This is a genomic window from Nonomuraea purpurea (assembly GCF_042650645.1).
GTDB lineage: Bacteria > Actinomycetota > Actinomycetes > Streptosporangiales > Streptosporangiaceae > Nonomuraea > Nonomuraea purpurea.
The window spans coordinates 1-20024 of record NZ_JBHSBI010000026.1 but is presented as its reverse complement, the minus strand read 5'-3'; the positions used below and the strand labels follow the sequence as shown (position 1 = coordinate 20024).

General features: G+C 67.3%; 16 protein-coding genes and 1 rRNA gene. 10 read left to right on the top strand and 7 right to left on the bottom strand.

The window, feature by feature from the left end; translation table 11 throughout:
- Window positions 1-12 precede the first annotated feature (12 nt).
- The 3 genes from ACFOY2_RS38440 to ACFOY2_RS38430 all read right to left on the bottom strand — a co-directional run bounded on the left by ACFOY2_RS38440 (window position 13) and on the right by ACFOY2_RS38430 (window position 3655).
- Complete coding sequence (locus ACFOY2_RS38440) at window positions 13-957, bottom strand: ABC transporter permease (RefSeq protein ID WP_379533035.1); 945 nt, start codon at window positions 955-957, stop codon at window positions 13-15.
- Window positions 950-1894: an ABC transporter permease gene (locus ACFOY2_RS38435; RefSeq protein WP_379533034.1), complete on the bottom strand. Its 945-nt coding sequence runs from the start codon at window positions 1892-1894 to the stop codon at window positions 950-952. The genes ACFOY2_RS38440 and ACFOY2_RS38435 overlap by 8 nt, the downstream gene beginning before the upstream one ends.
- Window positions 1895-2017: 123 nt before the next feature.
- Entirely contained in the window at window positions 2018-3655 is a 1638-nt protein-coding gene (locus ACFOY2_RS38430; protein WP_379533033.1) for a peptide ABC transporter substrate-binding protein, read from the bottom strand.
- Window positions 3656-4127: 472 nt separating this feature from the next.
- Between ACFOY2_RS38430 and ACFOY2_RS38425 the strand changes: the two genes are divergently transcribed.
- The 3 genes from ACFOY2_RS38425 (at window position 4128) to ACFOY2_RS38415 (ending at window position 6253) form a co-directional block, all read left to right on the top strand.
- Window positions 4128-5063 carry an ABC transporter permease gene (locus ACFOY2_RS38425; protein WP_379533032.1) on the top strand — a complete coding sequence of 312 codons (936 nt, stop codon included), beginning with the start codon at window positions 4128-4130 and terminating at the stop codon, window positions 5061-5063.
- Window positions 5056-5922 carry an ABC transporter ATP-binding protein gene (locus tag ACFOY2_RS38420; protein ID WP_379533031.1) on the top strand — a complete coding sequence of 289 codons (867 nt, stop codon included), beginning with the start codon at window positions 5056-5058 and terminating at the stop codon, window positions 5920-5922. Before ACFOY2_RS38425 ends, ACFOY2_RS38420 begins: the two co-directional genes overlap by 8 nt.
- A 175-nt stretch (window positions 5923-6097) precedes the next feature.
- Window positions 6098-6253 carry a hypothetical protein gene (locus ACFOY2_RS38415; RefSeq protein WP_165977444.1) on the top strand — a complete coding sequence of 52 codons (156 nt, stop codon included), beginning with the start codon at window positions 6098-6100 and terminating at the stop codon, window positions 6251-6253.
- A 549-nt stretch (window positions 6254-6802) separates the two neighbouring features.
- On the opposite strand, the gene ACFOY2_RS38410 is transcribed toward ACFOY2_RS38415, so the two are convergent.
- Window positions 6803-7762 (bottom strand): hypothetical protein, encoded by a 960-nt coding sequence (locus ACFOY2_RS38410; RefSeq protein WP_379533030.1) that lies wholly within the window; start codon window positions 7760-7762, stop codon window positions 6803-6805.
- Between the two features lie 411 nt (window positions 7763-8173).
- Window positions 8174-9490 (bottom strand): KamA family radical SAM protein, encoded by a 1317-nt coding sequence (locus tag ACFOY2_RS38405; protein ID WP_379533029.1) that lies wholly within the window; start codon window positions 9488-9490, stop codon window positions 8174-8176.
- Between the two features lie 178 nt (window positions 9491-9668).
- On the opposite strand from ACFOY2_RS38405, the gene ACFOY2_RS38400 reads away from it, so the two are divergent.
- The 5 genes from ACFOY2_RS38400 to ACFOY2_RS38380 all read left to right on the top strand — a co-directional run bounded on the left by ACFOY2_RS38400 (window position 9669) and on the right by ACFOY2_RS38380 (window position 16911).
- Entirely contained in the window at window positions 9669-10226 is a 558-nt protein-coding gene (locus ACFOY2_RS38400) for a DUF1707 SHOCT-like domain-containing protein (protein ID WP_379533028.1), read from the top strand.
- Window positions 10227-10364: 138 nt separating this feature from the next.
- Window positions 10365-11384: a phosphate acyltransferase PlsX gene (gene plsX / locus ACFOY2_RS38395; RefSeq protein ID WP_379533027.1), complete on the top strand. Its 1020-nt coding sequence runs from the start codon at window positions 10365-10367 to the stop codon at window positions 11382-11384.
- 42 nt (window positions 11385-11426) lie between these two features.
- Entirely contained in the window at window positions 11427-13727 is a 2301-nt protein-coding gene (locus ACFOY2_RS38390; protein WP_379533026.1) for an HAD-IC family P-type ATPase, read from the top strand.
- Entirely contained in the window at window positions 13724-15457 is a 1734-nt protein-coding gene (argS, locus tag ACFOY2_RS38385; protein ID WP_379533025.1) for an arginine--tRNA ligase, read from the top strand. The genes ACFOY2_RS38390 and argS overlap by 4 nt, the downstream gene beginning before the upstream one ends.
- 161 nt (window positions 15458-15618) lie before the next feature.
- Window positions 15619-16911, top strand: coding sequence for a hypothetical protein (locus tag ACFOY2_RS38380; protein WP_379533024.1), 1293 nt, complete (start codon window positions 15619-15621; stop codon window positions 16909-16911).
- A 31-nt stretch (window positions 16912-16942) separates the two neighbouring features.
- Here ACFOY2_RS38380 and ACFOY2_RS38375 read toward each other — a convergent pair whose 3' ends face one another.
- Complete coding sequence (locus tag ACFOY2_RS38375) at window positions 16943-17326, bottom strand: cell division protein SepF (protein WP_357832030.1); 384 nt, start codon at window positions 17324-17326, stop codon at window positions 16943-16945.
- 167 nt (window positions 17327-17493) lie between these two features.
- Here ACFOY2_RS38375 and ACFOY2_RS38370 point away from each other — a divergent pair, with 167 nt between their 5' ends.
- Together ACFOY2_RS38370 and ACFOY2_RS38365 are read left to right on the top strand one after the other, a co-directional pair.
- A complete protein-coding gene (locus tag ACFOY2_RS38370; protein ID WP_379533023.1) occupies window positions 17494-18258 on the top strand; it encodes a PhzF family phenazine biosynthesis protein in 765 nt (254 codons plus the stop codon).
- A gap of 1073 nt (window positions 18259-19331) precedes the next feature.
- Complete coding sequence (locus ACFOY2_RS38365; protein ID WP_379533022.1) at window positions 19332-19589, top strand: hypothetical protein; 258 nt, start codon at window positions 19332-19334, stop codon at window positions 19587-19589.
- 348 nt (window positions 19590-19937) lie between these two features.
- Here the strand turns inward: ACFOY2_RS38365 and rrf are convergent.
- Window positions 19938-20024, bottom strand: a 5S ribosomal RNA gene (rrf, locus tag ACFOY2_RS38360); the annotation flags it as partial.

Sequence of the window (20024 nt, the reverse complement as noted above, 5' to 3'; positions counted from 1 at the left end):
TTTCATCCCCCCTTACCTGAGCTTCGGGTCGAGCGCGTCGCGCACGGCGTCGCCCAGCATGATGAACGCGAGCACCGTGATGCTCAGGAACACGGCCGGGAAGATCAACGGCAGCGGGGCGTCGAGGAACCGGCGCTGCGCGTCCGAGATCATCAGGCCCCAGGAGATCTCCGACGGCGGCACGCCCACGCCCAGGTACGACAGCGCCGCCTCGGCCGCGATGAACCCGCCGAGGTTGATCGTCGTGATGACGATCACGGGGGCCAGCGCGTTCGGGAGGAGATGTCTAAACATGATGCGTCCGGAACCGGCTCCGAGTGCCTTGGCGGCGACCACGAAGTCCTGGTTCTTGGCGGTGATGACCGCCGCCCGCATGATCCGGAACGTCATCGGCCAGCCCAGGATGGTCAGCGCCGCGACGACCAGCCAGATGCCGAACCCGCTGTCGCGGAAGGTCGAGCCGATCAGCAGGGCGCCCAGGATGCTGGGGATGGCGAAGAAGATCTCGGTGATGCGGGAGGCCACGGTGTCGGTCTTGCCGCCGAAGAAACCGGCGACGAGACCGGCCAGTCCGCCGATGATCGCGGCCGCGATCGTGGTGCTGATGCCGATCACCAGCGAGTTGGCCGCGCCGTAGACCGTCCGGGCGTACAGGTCGCAGCCCAGGTTGTCACGGCCGAACGGGTGGCCGTTGCTGGGCCCCTGCCTGGCGGTGACCAGATCGCAGGTCCTGGCGTCGAACGGGTCGAGCGGGCTGAACAACGACGGCCACACCGCCATCACCACCAGCACGGCGATGATGCCGCAGGAGATGATGAAGACGGGGTTGCGCCGTAGGTCGTGCCAGGCGTCCGTCCACAGGCTGGCCGGCTTGGCCGCCTTGACGTTCTGCTGCGACGCGGGGACGGGGTTTTCCTCGGGGGCGATGACGGGTCCGCCCGGCTGGATGTCACTCATAGCGGATCCTCGGGTCGAGCACTGCGTACATCACATCGACGGCCAGGTTGGCCAGGATGTAAATCAGCACCAGGATTGTCACGATACCGACCACGACGGACTGTTCTCGCAGATACACCGAGTTGAAGAGCTGGTTGCCGATGCCCGGCAGGTTGAAGATTCGCTCGGTGATCACCGCCCCGCCCATGAGGTTGCCGAGGTCGGCGCCCAGGAACGTGACGAGCGGGATCAGCGCGTTGCGCAGGGCATGTCTGCCGACCACGCGCCGGCGTGACAGACCCTTGGCGGTGGCCGTCCTGATGAAGTCGGCCCGTAGTGTCTCGGCCAGGCTGGTCCTGGTCAGACGGGTGAGATAGGCGATCGACACGCCCGCGAGCACGAAGCCGGGCAGCAAATAGCTGCGCCAGCCGTTGGTGATGCCCGCGATCGGGAAGATGTCGAGCCCCGTCCACTGCTTGAGCTTCACACCCAGGATGAACTGCAGCACGAAGCCGGACACCAGGGTCGGCACCGAGATCAGCAGCAGCGTCGCGGCGAGGATCAGGGTGTCGATGGCCTGGCCGCGGCGCAGCGCCGCCCACAGGCCGAGCCCGACGCCGATGACCGCCTCGATGATCAGGGCGGTGAGCGCCAGGTTCAGCGTCACCTGGAACTTCCCGGCCATGATCTGGGACACGGGGATGTCGGCGAACGTGACGCCGAAGTCCGCCCGGAAAAGGACGCCGCTGATGTAGTACCAGTACTGGAGCAGCAGCGGGTCGTTGAGATGGTATTGCTCGCGAAGGATCGCGACGATGTTGGGGTCCGCCCGCTTCTCGCCGGCCAGCGCCGCGATGGGGTCACCAGGGAGCGCGAAGACGATGGTGAAGATGAGCAGGGTGGAGCCCAACAGCACAGGTATCGCCTGCAGCAGGCGCCTGATGATGTATCGGCCCATTTAAGCCTCCCGTACACGCGAAGAAGGCAGTCCCTCGACCTTAGGGGTTCCCGGTCGAAAGAGACTGCCCCCACGCTTACCTCACGGGGACGGACGTCACCCGCCCGCCCCCGGGAACAATCGTCAGACCTTCTCGACGTTGGCCCACTCGACCTGGTTGAGCAGGTTGATGTGGACGTTCTTGACCTTCGTCGAGTAGCCGGAGTTGTTCCGGTAGAAGTACACCGGGATGTAGGGCAGCTCCTCGTTGAGGATGTCGTCGGCCTGCTGGTAGAACTTCAGGCCCTCCTCCACCGACGACGCCTGGTCGCCCTGGGCGATCAGGTCGTCGAACTTCTTGTTGGAGTAGCCGCCGTAGTTGGACCCGTTCGCGATGGCGCCGGTGCTGAAGATCGGCGCCAGGTAGTTCTCGGCGGACGGGTAGTCGATGGCCCAGCCCATGCGGAACAGGCCCTTGTACTTCTTGGAGTCCAGCTCGTCCAGGATGGTGGCGAACTTCTCGAACGGCTTGGCGGTCGCGTCGATACCCAGGTTGGCCCGCAGGTTGTTCGCGATGGCCTCGATCCACTCCTTGTGCGCACCGTCGGCGTTGTAGCCGATCTCGAGCGTCTTGGGGCCGCCGGCGGCGTCGTAGAGCTTCTTGGCCTCGGCCGGGTTGTAGGTGCAGGCCTTGCAGGCGCCCTGGCGGTAGCCCGCGATGGCCGGGTTGATGAAGTCGTCGGCCGGCGAGCGGGTGCCGGAGAAGACCGTGTCGGAGATGGTCTTCCTGTCGATGGCCATCGAGATGGCCTTGCGGACGTCGACCTTGTTCAGCTCGGGGTTGTACTTGAGCGGAACGCCGATGTAGCCGACGCCGGCGTCCGGCTGGTCCTGGTAACGCTCACCGAGGGTGGACTTGGCGGTGGCGATCGAGGCAGGGCCGAGGGAGTCGTGGATGTCCAGGTTGTCGGCCTGGAGGTCGTTGAAGGCGACGTCGGAGTCGGTGTAGATCTTGAACTGGAGCTTGGTCCAGTTCGACGGCTTCTTGCCCGGGTACTTGTCGTACACCGTCAGGTCGATGCTCTGGTCGGTGCCCTTCCTGTAGGGCTTGTCCAGCTTGAACAGGCCCTGGCCGATGGGCTGCTCGCCGTACGCCTGCGTCACCTTGCCGTCGCTGCCGAAGGCGGCCTTGGGCAGCGGGTAGAACGCGGTGTAGCCGAGCATGACCTTGAACTGCGAGAACGGCGCCGCGAGGGTGACCTCGAGCGTCGTGTCGTCAACGGCCTTGAGGCCCTTCATGGTCTTCGTGGTGACCGGCTTGCCCTCACCGGGGTTGAGGTCGGCGAAGCCGTCGACGCGCTGGAAGAAGTACCCGGCACCCTGGGCGTTCTCCTGGTTGGCCGCGTAGTTCCACGCGTCCACGTAGTTCTGCGCGACAAGCGGCTCACCGTTGTGCCAGGTGTAGCCAGGCTTGAGCTTGATCGTCCAAACCTTCTGGTCGGAGCTCTCGATCGAGGCGGCAGCGGCCTCGACGGCGTTCTTGTTCTCGTCGTAGTTGACGAGAGGCTCGAACACAGCGGCCAGGGCCTCGGAGCCCTCGGACTCCGTGGTGTTGGACGGGACCAGAAGCTCCTGGGGCTCACCGAGCTCCATGCGGACCGGCGTTTCCGCGCCGCCCGCGGCAGTACCACCGTTGTCCGAGGCACCGCCGCCACACGCGGCAACCGCGAGGGCGAGCAGCGCGGTACCGGCGACGATCTGTGCGCCCTTAGTAACACGCATGGTGAAAGAAATTCCTCCCTCTACAGTGGGCGTAAGCGCTGAGCTGCGGTGATCGTGAGCAGCCTGACGGGAGGTTCCTGGTCTCCCCCCGGATTTGGCTGACATGGTCAAACCAGCCGACGCCCTGCCAGTCGATCGCGACTATCCCTTACTACTTGCCACCAGGGAGTCTCTGGCGCGTTGCAGTTCGGTCACACGTGTGCCAAACCAGCGTCACAGACATTTGGGGCAATGTGGATCAAATAGTACAAAAGACCGCTCACAGGTGCAGCCTGGACGTGAACAGCCGGTGAAAAGTACCCCCTACAGGAGAGTGGTCGCGCCCTTGCCACCACACCCCGGCTCGCTGGGCTACGGTTGAGCAGGTCTTGACGGCGCCTTGAAACCCGGCGTCCGAAGACCCCGTCCAACCGACTGTCGCCGACCCGCGCGACAGGCACCTCACCGACCGGGATCCAATAGAGTCCTTGCCATGAGCCAGCCGGAATCCGCTGTCGCGGACGCCCAGGCGGGCGGCCGAAGCGGGCAGGAGCCGCTGGCCAAGCTCGCCAAGAGATACGGACTTCGCCGTGCCATCGCGCGGCCGAGGTTTCCTGTCTACGTGCGCCAGCTCTACGAGCGGCGTCACTTCATCCTGACGTACGCGACCTCACGCAACGTCTCGAAGTACTCCAACTCGGCCCTGGGTCAGCTCTGGCAGGTCCTGACGCCACTGCTGAACGCCGGGATCTACTTCCTGATGTTCGGCGTCATCCTGGGCGGTGCCAAGGACATCGAGAACTACCCCGCGTTCCTGCTGACCGGGATGTTCGTCTTCACCTTCACGCAGCGCACGGTCACCGTGGGCGCCAAGTCGATCTCGGGCAACCTCTCGCTGATCCGGGCGCTCCACTTCCCCCGCGCCTCGCTCCCGCTGGCCTACACGATCCAGGAGTTGCAGCAGCTCGCCATCTCGATGAGCGTGCTCCTCGCCATCGTGGCGGCCACCGGCGAGTGGCCCACCTGGTTCTGGCTCATGATCCCGGTGGTCCTGCTGCTGCAGACGATGTTCAACATCGGCGCTGGGCTGATCGTGGCCAGGATGGGCGCCACGCTGCGCGACCTCAACCAGTTGCTGCCCTTCATCACCCGCACCTGGCTCTACGCCTCAGGCGTCTTCTTCTCCATCCAAGACAAAGTCGTCGAGTCCGCAGAGTTGCCTCAGTGGGTGGCCAACCTGATGTATCTCAATCCCGCCGCTTCCTTCATCGAGTGGATGCGGGAGATCCTGATCTCGACGCACAATCCGGAGTTCGGCCACCACCCACCCCCATTGGTGTGGATGTCTTGCGTATTCTGGGCGGTGTTCGCTCTCGGCTTCGGCTTCTGGTACTTCTGGCGGTCCGAGGAGAGGTACGGGCGTGGCTGAACTGACCAAGGAGCTGTCACAGGTGAAGGGCGAGAAGCCCGCCGTCCCCGGCAAGGATGTCAAGGTGCATCCCAAGCCGGAGCCCACGGGCAAACGGCCACTCGACGTCCCCACGGGCACTCCGACTGTCATCGTCGACGACCTCCACATCGTCTACCGCGTCTACGGCGCGGCCTCCGACAGCGAGAAGGGCAACGCGGTCAACGCCCTCACGCGCCTTCTCAAGCGTCAGGGCCGTCCGCAGATGAAAGAGGTCCACGCGGTCAAGGGCGTGACCTTCGTGGCCTATCACGGCGACGCCATCGGCATCGTGGGCCGCAACGGCTCGGGCAAGTCCACGCTCCTGCGCGCCATCGCGGGCCTGCTGCCGCCCCACGAGGGCGCCGTCTACACCGACGGCCAGCCTTCGCTGCTGGGCGTCAACGCGGCCCTCATGCGCGAGCTGACCGGCGAGCGCAACATCGTCCTCGGCTGCTACGCCATGGGCATGACCCCGGCCGAGGTGCGGGAGAAGTACCAGGACATCGTCGACTTCTCCGGCATCGATGAGTTCGTCCAGCTCCCCATGTCCACCTACTCCTCCGGCATGGGCGCCCGCCTGCGCTTCGCCATCTCCTCCGCCAAGACCCACGACGTCCTGCTCATCGACGAGGCCCTGGCCACCGGCGACCGCGAGTTCCGCAAGAAGAGCCAGGAGCGCATCAGCCAGATCCGCGAGTCGGCCGGCACGGTCTTCCTCGTGGCCCACGACCTCAAGGTCATCGAGGAGACCTGCAACCGGGTCATCTGGCTGCACAAGGGCAAGATCCGGATGGACGGCGACCCGAAGGAAGTCATCTCCGCCTACAACAAGGGCTGAGCCTCCCCCACCCCGACCGCACCACAAGGGTGCGGCCCTTCGTCATGCCCGCACTCGATCTCGCGGGCGAAACACACGCGACGCGAGGGGTAAATGACTGACAGCGAGCCTCCCGTTCCGATAAGATTCGAACGTCAATTCGATCCAAGGAACGGTGATGGAGTAGGGGCGCGCGATGGGAGAGCTTTCGGCCGCGATCGACCACCTGGCCACCGAGGACGTGTCCGAGATCCCGAGAATGCAGCTCGCTGAGCAGCTCCTGGAGCTCCACTGGCAGATGGCCAGACTCCAGGCCCAGATAGCCCGCCGCACAGGCGTCCGCCTCCCCTGACCCTTCGTCCCGCTCCCGGCCTGCATGTCAGCCTCAGGGGGCCAAGAATGCGCGTCGTAACGGCGCCCGGCCATGTGCGGGTCAGAGGCCGTTCCCCTGGAGGCCACCGGCCACGTACGGCGTTCGGCCGTCTGGCTGGGCGACCGTAAAAAACGATCATAAAAAAGCCGCCGACCCAGAAAGATCCGGGTCGGCGGGACGCCGCTGCCCTGCAGCGCGGCGCGGTGTGAGAAAAGCGGTGAGAATCGGGCCCGGACGCGTCCGTCCGGGCCCGATCATCAAGGCCACGCGGCCTTGAGATCACAGTTGCGGCCTTGAAATCACAGCCGGGCGCTCGGCACCTTTGAGCGCACCATCGGCCGGCCACATTGGTTTGTGACGGCATTTCGCCCGTGACGACGTCCCGCTCATCGCGGTGTCATCGTTCATAGGGGCGGGACCGCCGGGCGTCGGCACCTAGGACGCCCGCGAACCGTCATGTCGACTCATCGCGAGTCAATGGACTCCCGGCGAGTCATGTTCCACAGCGCCTGCTCGCGACGCGGCGCCTCAGTCGCGCTTCCAGGACTCCCGCACCGAGCCGGCCAGCGACTCGGAGGACCAGCCGAGGGCCACCATCACGTCGCCGTAGCGGTCGGCGGCCTTGTAGCCGTTGGTCTCGACGAAGGTCGAGGCGTCCTTGACGATCGGCTTGAGCTCCTCGGCGGAGGCGGTCTGGGTGGTGCCGGGCAGCGCCTCGACGACGGGCGCGACCTCCTTCGGCGCCACCTGGCCGACCACCGGGGCCAGCTCACTGCTGGTGACGCGCGGCAGCGTGCGCTTGGCGGTCGAGCTGAGCCCGCCCAGGGCGGTCTCGGCCGACAGGGACTCGAAGCCCTTGGCGGTCTTGCCGACCGTGGCGTTGCCGGTGTTCATGAGGCCGTTGCCGCTCTCCGGCAGCAGGCGGCCGGAGGACCAGCCGAACATCGTGCCCCCGATGGACGAGTCGACCAGGCCGCTGACCGAGCCGTACACGTCCGTGTTCTGGGAGGCGGCCCCGCCCTTGACGGCGGGGGTGGCGGGCTGCGCCATGCGGGCCGCGCCCAGCACGGGCAGCGACTTGGCCAGGCCGGCCTGACCGAGTGCGAACCCGCCGACGATCGGCGACAGCTCCCTGAGCGGTGCGCCGCCGCTGATGACGTCCTCGGCCGCGTTGGCCGTGAAGCCGGCCTCTTCTGCCTGGGTCTGCTTGCGTGCCGCAGCCTCGCTGGCGCGGTCGCGCTCGATCTCCGACATGCGGGCGTCCGGCTGCGCGGCCGACTTGGGTGTGGCGCCGAGCAGCCCGGTCAGCAGGCCGCTTCCGACCAGACCGCCGAGGAGGCCGCCCACGGGGCTGTCGCCCAGGGTGGCGCTGCGCGAGGTGTTGTGCTTGGTGTTGTTGTGACGAACGTCTGCTTGGGCCGGCACGGCCAAAGCCGCCGCCAGACCGAATGCTGTGACGGCGACGGCCGTCTTCACTACTCGATTCATGATTGCCTTCCCGGCTCGTGATCGATCGCTCTCGAATGCGGTGGAAATGCGAATCGATAACCCCCGAATGCCGTGGCGGGCGCGCTATGGGCACCACACGAAGCGTGCCGTCACGGCTGAGCTACGAAAGCAGTTCTATCACTCACTGTGACCGCCCGCAGGCGCATGAATTCCCATGTAGCAGGGGTTTGCAGCACGGTTACCGAGTAAAGAAGGACCGTTGAGCGGGGAGACAAAACGGGAAATAGGAGGGTCTTGTTTCCAATATTGCACGCACTTACGGGGTGCGCTTACACCAACTCCGGCGGCCCGTGAACAAAGGGTCGCGAAAACAATTGCCACGGGCCGGGAGCGTAGATTTTCCGGTCGCGATGGACGCGCGGCCGATCAACTGGGCGGCGGCGCCGCCGTTCAGGCGGGAAGCAGCGCTTCCGCCGGCTCGAACGGAAAACGTTCGCCGAAGGCCGGGCGCAGATCCGTCAGCCAGACCGCCGTCGGGTCGTAGCGTGCGAAGAACGGCCGCCCCACGAGCGAAGGGTCGCGCGCCTGGATGAAGTGGAGCAGGAAGACCTGCTCTCCGGCGACTTCCATGACGCCGTCCACGCACACCTTGCCCGGCGTGGCCGACATCGACGGCCCCCGCACCGTGCGGCAGAGCCCCGAGACCGAGGCGTAGGCGTCCCTGAAGATCTCGTACGCGCGCGCCAGCGGGACCGCGAAGTAGTCCTGCGGCCCGGTGTCACGTTCGACGAACATGTAATAAGGGATCATCCCCATCCTGAGCTGCCGCCGCCACATCGACGACCACACGGCGGGATCGTCGTTGATGGACCTGATCAACGGCGCCTGGGTCCTGATCGTGGCCCCGCTGCCGAGTATGCGCTTGACCGCCGACTCGACCAGCGGCGACTCCAGCTCGCGCGGATGCGAGAAGTGCGCCATGAACGCGAGGTTCTTGCCTGATGCGACCACCTCCTCGAAGAGGCCGAGCGTGGCGTCGGCGTCGGGGTCCGTGGTGAAGCGCTGCGGCCAGTAGGCCAGCGCCTTTGTGCCGATCCTGATGGATTCGAGCTGCTCCAGTTCCAGCAAAGGATCGATATATCGCCTGATGACCGGCTCACCCATGATCATCGCATCGCCGCCGGTGATCAGCACGCTGGTGACCTCGGGATGCTGGCGGATGTAGGACACCATCTGATCGATGTCGTCGGATGCGAACTTGAGGTCCGCGTTGCCCACGAACTGCGCCCATCTGAAGCAATAGGTGCAGTACGCGTGACAGGTCTGCCCCTGCTTGGGGAAGAAGAGCACGGTCTCCGCATATTTGTGCTGCATGCCGGGCACCGGCTCGTCGCCCAGCTTCGGGACGTTGAGCTCCTTCTGACCGGCAGGGTGAGGATTGAGCTGTGCCCGTACACGGTTTGCCTCGGCCTGGATCTCGGCGTTCGGCGCCTCGGCCTTGAGCAGGTCGGCCAGCCGGGCGACGTCCGCCTGCGGCAGCATGTCCTGCTGCGGGAAGACGAGCCGGTAAATGGGATCGTCGGGCGCGGCCGACCAATCTATGAGTTCATCGACGACGTAGGCGTTGGTCCGGAACGGCAGCACCGTCGCGACGGCGCGGACCTTCAGCCGCTCCTCATCCCCGAGCCCCGCCCGCCGCAGGAGCTCGTCGAGATGCTTGGACGTGTACGCCTTGAAGCGTCGAGTACCTGCCTGGTTCAAGATCACTAGGCCTTTCCCATCTTTTTTGTTCGATCAGGTGTAAACCTCACGAGCCTGCCGCGCGTCTACGGTCCTTAATACCCGGACGTTGTCACCGCCGTCACTGGTTCCACTGGGCTCCAAGATTTCCCTCAGGTTCACCGACACTCGCGACATATCTTGATTCGTCATAGACTCGTTCACTGTGACAAACCAACCCGAGCTGCGCGCCTCAGACGCCGACCGCGACCGCGTGGCCGCGGTGCTGAGTGAGGCCCTCGCCACAGGCCGACTCACCAGCGTCGAGCACGCCGACCGCCTCGATCTCGCCTACACGGCCACAACGGTCGGCGAACTCGTGCCCCTCACCCGAGACTTGCCCGATGTGTCCGCGTCAAACGTACCCGCAGCCATAGAAGGCCAGGTCATCGACTCGAAGTTCAGCAAGATCGTGCGTAAGGGCCGCTGGGTGGCCTCCCGCCAGACCCGGCTGTCGGCCAGGTTCGGCGCGCTCATCATCGACCTGTCCGAGGCCGTGCTGCCGGGCCGCGAGATCACGATCGAGACCGACGCGTGGTTCAGCAAGATGATCGTGCGCGTGCCCGACAACGCCCATGTGATCGACGAGGGCAGCTCCATGTTCGGCAAGCGCAACGTGACCGGGGGCTCCCAGGCCGACGGGCCACTGATCCGGATCACGGGCGCGTCCAAGTTCTCCAAGGTGATCGTGTCGCGCGGAAAGGCCGACTGGAACCTGCACTGAGGCCCCACGCGAGTGGATCGGACCAGGCCGGGAACCAACATGGCCTACCCGCCGGTTAACCTGACACCGGCCTTGCCTGTGATGCGGACACACCGAGCCCGCGTGTGGCGGCGGGCTCGATGCCGTACGAGGTGAGCATTGTCCGACAGCAGGCCCATCGCGCTCGACGCCATGGGCGGCGACCACGCACCCCACGAGATCGTGGCCGGAGCCGTGCACGCCGTGCGCGAGCGCGGCCTTTCCGTCGTGCTCGTCGGCGCGCCGCGCGTGCTCTACGAGGCGCTGGCCGACCACGACGCCACCAAGGAGGTCCCGATCGTCCGGGCCGAGGAGGCCCTGGAGATGAACGAGGGCGCGCTGGCCAGCCTGCGCCGGCCGCGCTCCAGCATCGCGATCGCCTGCCACCTCGTACGCCGCGGCGACGCGAGCGCCGTCGTGTCGGCCGGCTCGACCGCGGGCATCGTGGCCACCGGCAGACTCCGGCTCAAAGCCCAGCAGGGCGTGCTGCGGCCCGCCATAGCCGTCGCCCTGCCCACCCGCCCGACACCGGCCCTGCTGCTCGACGCCGGCGCCAACGCCGAAGTCAAGCCGGAGATGCTGGTGCAGTTCGCGCACCTGGGAGCGGCCTACGCCGAGCTGGCCCACGGCATCGAGGACCCCAGGGTCGGCCTGCTCACCATCGGCAGCGAGCCGGAGAAGGGCAACAAACTGGTCAAACGCGCCCACGAGCTGTTGCAGGGCTCCCCCGGTCTCACCTTCGCGGGCAACGTCGAGGGCCACGACCTGCTGGCGGGAAAGGTCGACGTGATCACCACCGACGGGTTCACCGGCAACGTGGCGCTCAAGACCATGGAGGGCGCGGTCCGCTACGCCTTCGACGAACTGCGCGAGACCCTCAGCGAGAGCAGGCTGGCCAGGCTCGGCGCCGCCATGCAGCGCTCACGCGTCCGCGAGCTGCGCCGCCGCCTCGACGCGGAGGCGTACGGCGGAGCGGTGCTGCTCGGCCTCAACGGCACGGTCGTCATCGCCCACGGCTCCTCCAAGGCCCAGGGCATCAGCGCGGCCTGCAAACTCGCCGCCGACCTGTCGGCCGGCGGGATCGTCTCAGGCATCGCCGACAGGATTGCCGCCACACATCGCTCCCATCGGCTCTGGTGACCCCATAGGGTGTGAGACCGATCCACAGAAACAGGGGGCTTTGTGGACGGGCTGGTCCCGATGGCCCAAGGGCTCACATCAGCGCAGGTGGCGCAGGCGAAGACCAACGACGTCCCTCGGCGGTCGAGCAGATCGCTGAGCGCCATCATCAGGGCGAACGTCTTCACCCTGTTCAACCTGGTCATCGGCGTGCTCTGGGCGCTGATCCTGATCTTCGGCGAGTGGCAGGACGGCGCGTTCGGGCTGATCATGGTGGCCAACGCGCTGATCGGCATCATCCAGGAATTACGCGCCAAGCGCACGCTCGACAAGCTCGCGGTGATCAACGAGGCCCCCGTCAGAGTCCGGCGCGACGGCGAGGAGCGCTCGATCGAGCCCCACCGGCTGGTGCTGGGCGACCTGATCCTGCTCGGCCCGGGCGACCGCCTGCTCGTCGACGGCGAGGTGATCGAGTCCAACGGGCTGGAGGTGGACGAGTCGCTGCTGACCGGCGAGGCCGACCCCGTGCACAAGCAGCCGGGCGACCCCGTCCTGTCGGGCAGCTTCGCGGTGGCGGGCTCGGGCGCGTTCGTGGCCACGAAGGTCGGCACCGACGCGTACGCGGTCAAGCTCGCGGAAGAGGCGAGCAAGTTCCACCTGGCCCACTCCGAGCTGCGTGAAGGCGTGGCGAACTTCATCAAGTACATCACCTGGCTGGTCGTCCCCATCGGCGCCCTGCTGATCTACAGCCAGCTCCGCAGCTCCGCCGACTTCGGCACCGCGCTCACGGGCGCCGTCGCCGGCATCGTCACCATGATCCCCGAGGGTCTGGTGCTGATGACCTCGATCGCGTTCGCCGTCGGCGTCGTCCGGCTGGGCCGGCGCAGGTGCCTGGTCCAGGAGCTGCCCGCGATCGAGGGCCTGGCCAGGGTGGACGTGCTGTGCCTGGACAAGACGGGCACGCTCACCGCCGGCGGGATGGACCTCGACCAGGTGCTGCCGCTGGGTGACAGTCAGCCGGTCGACGCCGCGCTGGCCGCCCTCGCCCACGTCGACCACCAGCCCAACGCCACCGCCCAGGCCATCAGGGCCCACTACCCCGAGGTCCCCGACGGGTGGACGGCGGCCGAGAGCGTGCCGTTCTCCTCGGCGCGCAAATGGAGCGGCGCCGACTTCGGCGAACGCGGCACGTGGCTGCTCGGAGCTCCCGACGTGCTGCTCGACGGCGGCGACGGCTACGACAGGGCCGCCGAGCTGGCCACCACCGGCGCCAGAGTGCTCGCGTTGTGCCAGGCCGAAAGCCTGTCCCATACAGAAAGCGCGAAACCCGTCGCGCTGGTCACCCTCAAACAGCGCATCAGGCCCGACGCCCACCAGACCCTGCGGTACTTCGCCGAACAGGGCGTGACGGTCAAGGTGATCTCCGGCGACAACCCGGTCGCCGTCTCCGCCATCGCGACGAGCCTGGGAATCCCCGACGGCGAGCGCGCCATCGACGCCAGGTCCCTGCCCGGCGACGCCGAGCAGCTCGGCGAGGCACTCGACTCCAACGCCGTCTTCGGACGGGTCACGCCCCGGCAGAAGCGCGCGTTCGTCAAGGCGCTGCAGGCGCGCGGCCACACCGTGGCCATGACCGGCGACGGCGTCAACGACGTGCTCGCGCTGAAGGACGCCGACCTGGGCATCGCGATGGGCGCGGGCAGCCCCGCCACCAAGGCGGTCGCGCAGGTGGTGCTGCTCGATGACAAGTTCGCCACACTGCCGCACGTGGTCGGCGAGGGCCGCCGGGTGCTGGCCAACATCGAACGCGTCTCCAACCTGTTCCTCACCAAGACCTTCTTCGCGATCATGTTGTCGCTGCTCGTCGGCGCCGCCGGGATGGCCTTCCCGTTCGCGCCCCGCCACACGACCCTCACCAACGCCCTGACCATCGGCATCCCCGCCTTCTTCCTCGCGCTCGCGCCCACGCTCGAACGCTCCAAGCCCGGGTTCGTCCGCCGGGTGCTGCGCTTCGCCGTGCCCGCGGGGGTGGTCTGCGCGGCGGCCGTGCTGCTGTCGTTCTGGATCGCCCAGCAGGAGGCCACCAGCCTCGTCGAGAGCCAGACCGCGGCCGTGATCACCCTGTTCCTCACCACGTGGTGGGTGCTCGTGCTGATCGCCAGGCCGCTCAGCTGGTGGCGCGTGGCCCTGGTCGGCTCCATGGCGGCGCTGTTCGGGATCGGCCTGACGCTGCCGTTCGTCAGGACGTTGTTCGCCCTCGAACCCGGCGGCGTCGCGGGCGATCTGACCGCCGTCGGCATCTCGATCGTCGCGGCGATTGTGATAAGCGCCGCGGTCAAGCTCGCCGGTACTCTTAGACCATGACCGACCCGCAGATAGTGCTCACCGAGCGCGTCCAGCAGGCGCTGGCCAACGCGTTCGGCTCCGAGTACGCCGACGCAGATCCGCTGATCCGGCCCTCCCAGTTCGCCGACTTCCAGGCGAACGTCGCGATGAGCCTGGCCAAGCGACTGCGACGGGCCCCGCGGGAGGTCGCAGAGGCGATCAAAACGGAGTTGTCCGATTTCCCGGGCACAGTCGAGGTCAGCGGCCCCGGCTTCCTCAACATCACCCTCGCAGACTCGTGGATCGAGTCCGAGGCCCAGCGCATGCTCGACGACCCCCGGCTCGGCGTCGGCTCGATCACGCCGTCGCAGACCGTGGTGATCGACTACTCCGCGCCCAACGCGGCCAAGGAGATGCACGTCGGCCACCTGCGCACCACGATCGTGGGCGACTCGCTGGCCCGCCTGCACTCCCACCTCGGCAACACCGTGATCAGGCAGAACCACCTCGGCGACTGGGGCACGCCGTTCGGCATGCTCATCGAGCACCTGCTCGAGATCGGCGAGGAGACCGCGGTCGCGCAGCTCGAGGCCGGCATGGGCACCGAGTTCTACCAGGCGGCCAGGGCGAAGTTCGACGGCGACGACGACTTCAAGCTGCGCGCACGGACGCGGGTGACCACGCTGCAGTCGGGCGACCCCGCCACGATGCGGCTCTGGCACGTGTTCATGGACGCCACCGTCCGCTACTTCAACAAGCTCTACGCCCTGCTCGGCGTCACGCTGACCGACGCCGATCTGGCCGGCGAGAGCATGTACAACCCCATGTTGGGCAAGACCTGCGACGACCTGGAGTCCTCCGGGGTCGCGGTGCTCAGCGAGGGCGCGCTCTGCCTGTTCCCGCCCGGCTTCACCGGCTCCGACGACAAGCCGCTGCCGCTCATCATCAGGAAGAGCGACGGCGGCTACGGTTACGCCACCACCGACATGGCCGCGATCCGCTACCGGGTCCACGACCTCAAGGCCGAGCGCATCCTCTACGTCGTGGGCTCCGATCAGGCGCTGCACTTCCGGATGGTGTTCGCCGCAGCGAAGCTGGCGGGCTGGCTGCCCGAGTCGGTCTCGGCCGAGCACGTCCAGATCGGCATGATGCTGGGCAAGGACGGGCGCAGGTTCAAGACGCGTTCCGGTGAGTCCGTCAAGCTGATGGACCTGCTGCATGAGGCCGTCGACCGGGCCGAGGCGGCGATCACCGAGCGTGGCCTCGACTACGACGAGGCCACGCGGAAGGAGATCGCGCACGCCGTCGGCATGGGCGCGGTGAAATATGCCGATTTGTCGGTCAGTCACGACAGCGAGTACGTCCTCGACTTCGACCGCATGATCAGCTTCACCGGCAACACCGGCCCCTACATGCAGTACGCGACCGCGCGCATCCGCTCCATCTTCCGCAAGGCGGGCGTCGAGCCTGCCGACGCGAGCGGCCCCATCGTGCTGGCCGCGCCGGCCGAACGCGCGCTGGGCCTGCAGGTGCTCGGCTTCGGCGAGACGATCGCCCAGGTCACCGCCGAGTCCGAGCCACACCGGCTGTGCGCCTTCCTCTTCCAGACCGCCAGCCTCTTCAGCACGTTCTACGACGAGTGCCCGGTGGCCAAGGAGGGCGTCGACGCCGAGACCAGGAAGCAGCGGCTGGCCCTGTGCGCGTTGGTCCTCGACGTCCTGGAGACCGGGCTCGACCTTCTGGGCGTCCCTGTTCCCGAGCGTATGTAACAGGCAGTTGACCCAAAGTCTCCCGTTCCGCTGGGGCGCGTCTTCACCTCGTTGGCGCGCCCCAGCGGTTAGGCTTTACGCGGTCATGAATTGAGGCCGAAATGGGGGAGTTCTCTGCCTTGAGCACAGACCTGACTGCGAGTCCCCCAGCAGCGACGGAGTTGCATCGCTACGCTGAGGCGCTGCTCGCTCACCTCGCCGCCAAGGGCACCGAGCCTCCCACCGCCCCTGGCTTTCCCGACGTACCCGGCAACTGGCTGCCCCCGGCCATCGAGGCCCTGGTGGCCATCCTCTCCGGCGACGACCCGCTGGAGCCCCTCAGCAGAGCCGCAGGGCGCGACCAGCAGCAGACCGCGCTCTTCCTGTGCCTGGCCCTCGCCGTGTCCGGCCAGGGCAGCCGCATCCACGCCTCCTGGCTCGGCACGGCCTTCGGCGAGCTGTCACTCGAACGGCCGGTCACCCACGGCCAGCGCTCGCTCTGGCTGGCCGCCGCCCGGGGCGCCTTCGGCCCCGCCGGCAAGATCTTCGTGCTGCGCAAACTGGACGCGCTGTCCATGCCGGAGCACGCCGACCCGCAGCAGTGGGTGCAGGCGCTCGTGCCGGGCGAGCCCTCCGTCGTCGTGCCGCCGTCGCTGGTCGACTTCCCCGACATGGCCGAGATCCCCGAGCTGGCCAAGCCCGCCGTGGCGGCCGCCCGGCTGACCCGCCTGCGCGGGCGCTGCGCGGAGATCACCTCCGCGCGGCAGGCCCAGCACGACTCCTCCGCCCCACTCGACAACAGCTCCGGCAGCCCCGCCACCACCTGGGCCGAAGACGAGCCGCTGGCCGTGCTGCGGTCGATGATCGGCCAGGGCGGGCCGGCCGGGCCGATGGCCTCGCTCAACTCCTACCTGCTCGAAGACCTGCGCCCTGGCGCCGACCCGCACCTGGCGGCGATCGCGCTGCACGTGGCCGCACCCATCCTGCGCGGCGTGGCCGAGGAACTCCAGGCCGACAGCGCCCTGGCACCGCCCACCACGCTCACCGTGCCGCTGCTCGGCCACCGCATCCACCTTCGCCCCGAAGGCCCCGACGAGTCCTCGCTGGCCGAGGCGGAGCAGGCCATCATCACCGACGGGGTCGTGCCGCGCGCCCGCCCGTGGGCCGCCATGCTGCTCATCGTCGCGGGCGTCGGCTGCCTGGTCGGCGCGCTGCTCACCAGCAGCGCGATCGTCGGAGCGGCCGGCGTGGCCATGATCGGCCTGGCCGGCTGGCAGCTCTGGCAACGCCGCAGGCTCGTCGAGGCCGACGCCCGTTACGTGGCCGCCCAGGTCAACGAGCTGAAGGAACTGGCCGAGGGCGCAGTCTGGGCCATGCACGCCTACGCCCGCGAATCGGACGCACGCGCGACGCAAGCCGCCGAGGACGCAGCCGAGTTGACCCGGCTCGTCCGTCGCGGCCCGCGCGCTTCCTGACCTGGTTCTGGGTGCCCTGCCCAGGTCGCGCTCAGGTGGTCTCGATCTCCACGTGCGCCGGAGCCAGCAGGAAGACCCGCTCGGCGATCCGCTCGATCCGGCCCTCGCAACCGAACGCCAGCCCGGCGGCGAAGTCGACCATTCTCGTCGCCTCAGGCATGGACATGCCCGTGACGTCCATGATCACCGTCTGGCCGTCACGGAAGTGCTGACCGATCAACGGCGCGTCGTTGTACTTGAGCGGCTGGACCATCACGATGCGTGACGAGTCGACGTTCGCGCGCCACCGTCTGGCAGCCCGCTCGGTCGCGGGGACGTACTCGTCCTCGTAGTGCTCGTCGTCGTCATAGCCCTCGTCGTAGTGATCGACCCCGCTCAGGCCAAGGTAGCTCACCACCTTGCGCACTGCCCCCATCGGCTTGTCCTTTCCTCAGGAACTCACCGTAATCGGCACGTCCCTACACATTGGACGGTAACCGACGATTCCGCATTCGCCACGCGACACGCCCAGCCCTAATTCCATTTTGTACGGCTTGCAACCCGCTTGCAGCTGGATATCCGCCCCCGTATAGCATCGGCCCCATGCGGCTCTTCACCGTGGACGCCTTCACCGGCACGGCTTTCAAGGGTAATCCCGCGGGAGTCTGCCTGCTGGAGAGTCCGGTTAACGATCGATGGATGCGGAGCGTAGCCGCAGAACTCAAGCACTCCGAGACCGCCTTCCTGCTCGGAGATTCCCTTCGCTGGTTCACCCCAACAGTAGAGGTCACTCTCTGTGGCCACGCCACCTTGGCGACCGCTCACATCCTCTATTCGACGGGCGCGGCAACCGGCCCGGTCGAATTCCAGACGGCCGGTGGCACGCTAACCGTGAATCACCTGCCCGACGGCATGATCACAATGGATTTCCCGGCCAAGGAGGTGACCCCCTCACCCGTTCCCGACGGCTTGGAGAAAGCACTCGGCGTCACCCCGCTGCGGGTCGGAAAAAGCCACCTCGACCTGCTGATCGAGGTCGATTCGGAGGAAACGGTACGCACTCTGTCGCCCGATATCGCGGCGCTGACCGCCGTGGACGCCCGAGGCGTCATCGTCACCGCCCCCGGCACGGAGACCGACTTCGTCTCCCGCTTCTTCGCCCCGAACGTCGGCGTACCCGAAGACCCGGTGACAGGCTCGGCCCACTGCGCCCTGTCCCCGTACTGGTCGGCCCGCCTGGGACGGGATTCCCTCGTCGGCGCCCAGCTCTCGCCCAGAGGCGGCATCGTCCACGTCCGGCACGCAGGGGACCGCGTCCACCTGTCCGGCCACGCCGTCACCATCTTCTCCGGCACCCTGCACGTCTAACGGAGTTATCGGATCGTGACCAGCCGCCAACGGCTGAGCACCCCGCCCGGCCCTCCCTGGGAACCATCCTGCGGCGAACACCGCACTGCGGTCGGCGTGATCTTCGCAGCCCGCCGGAGCCGGTCGGCGGTCCTGCGAACGGCGCGGGCACGACATCCCGTCACGTTTCACGAGCCGACCGCCTTGTCCCCGCCGAACAACGCCGAAACCGAGGCGGGGGGGGTGCACGCGCAGCCGCTCGGACAAGGAGGGAACGTCGTAGACGACCGGCTCGCCCGCGCGGCTGACGACAGCCAGCCATCGTCCGTCAGCCGAGAAATCTCGTACAGGTCCAGGGGCGTGCTCATGGCGAATCTCCTCTTGGGCGGTCCTCACCGCGGAAACTTCCATGATGATCACATACACGTCCGACAAAACGATCAGCTTCCTCACGCTCGGAGGCGCAAGCAGACCACCCCGGTTCGGCCCGGAGCGACAGTCATCGCAGTTCTCCGACCCGATGCGTCGCGGTTTGCCGATCTCCAATCGCGGGCATCCCGCTGCCCTGACGACGACGCACCGCAGGGGCTGATCGGCAGACGAGCAGATCCCCCCGGAACCGGCTCGCCCCATCCCGACCTCACCCCTCAAGGAACCCTCGCATGCGGAGCCCAACGACAGGCAGACGGGGGAAGGCCGACGTCAGCCACCGTCTTCTTCAACCCAGCCATCTTCGGCCCGAAAGTGTGGAGAGCCCTTGGTCACAGACACAGCCCTCGTGGCGCTCATCACCGGCTCAAGCGCCGTCCTGGCCGCGATGTCGGGCGCCGGCTGGTCACTGATGACGGAGAGGGCGAAGGCCAAGCAGGCCCGCAGGCCCGCAGGACCGCGGCCGAGCAGCGCAGCGCCGAACGTCAGGATGCCTTCGCCAACGAACTGCGCCGGCGTTCACCGAAGCACAGTCGGCCGTCCTCCAGCTGGGCCTGACCATCAGCCTCTCGCTCGACATACGCAGCGACAAGAACGCCCGCCTCGACGACGAGGACCTCCTGGACAAGATTCGCCAGGCCCGCACGGAGTACCTGGCCGCCTCCATGGCCATCGCCCGCCTCTGGCCCCTCTGCTCCCCGGAGGGCAAGGAAGGCATCAAAGAGCTCACTGACGCGGTGACCAAGGCATTCAGCTACACCAGGACCATCTCCAGCCCACTGACGAAAGGGGAGACGATCGAGGCCAGCCTGCGCGACCACCTCCGCACCCTGAGCGACACCGTCTTCGCCGACCTCGCCTACGAGCTCCCCCGGCCCGCCATCCCACAGGAACCCACGACACCTCGCCAGATCCCCGCATGAGAATCCACTTTCGCCTCACCCGCGTGGAGGTCTCGGCCCGACTGTAAGGTTGCGCGGCCCGGCAGATGGCGGATGTCGGATGGGCGGATGGCCCAGAGTTGATGGCAGCCCGAGTGAATGGCGGTCCAGAGTTGGCAGTCACCCGGGAGTCAGGGCGGACCGGGCGGACTGCTGGGGCAGTCGACGATCCGGAAATGGGCCGGTCCCGGGTCTCCGCCGGCAAGGGGCGACCGGCCACAACAAAAAAGGGAGGGCCCCCAACCCCGGAAACCGAAGCTGGGAACCCCCCCACCACGAAACGCAGAAAGGGCCCTCAGCCAGTACGGCCGAGAGCCCTTCCTAAAGATTGTCCGGCGGCGACCTACTCTCCCACACCCTCCCGAGTGCAGTACCATCGGCGCAAAGAAGCTTAACTTCCGGGTTCGGAATGTAACC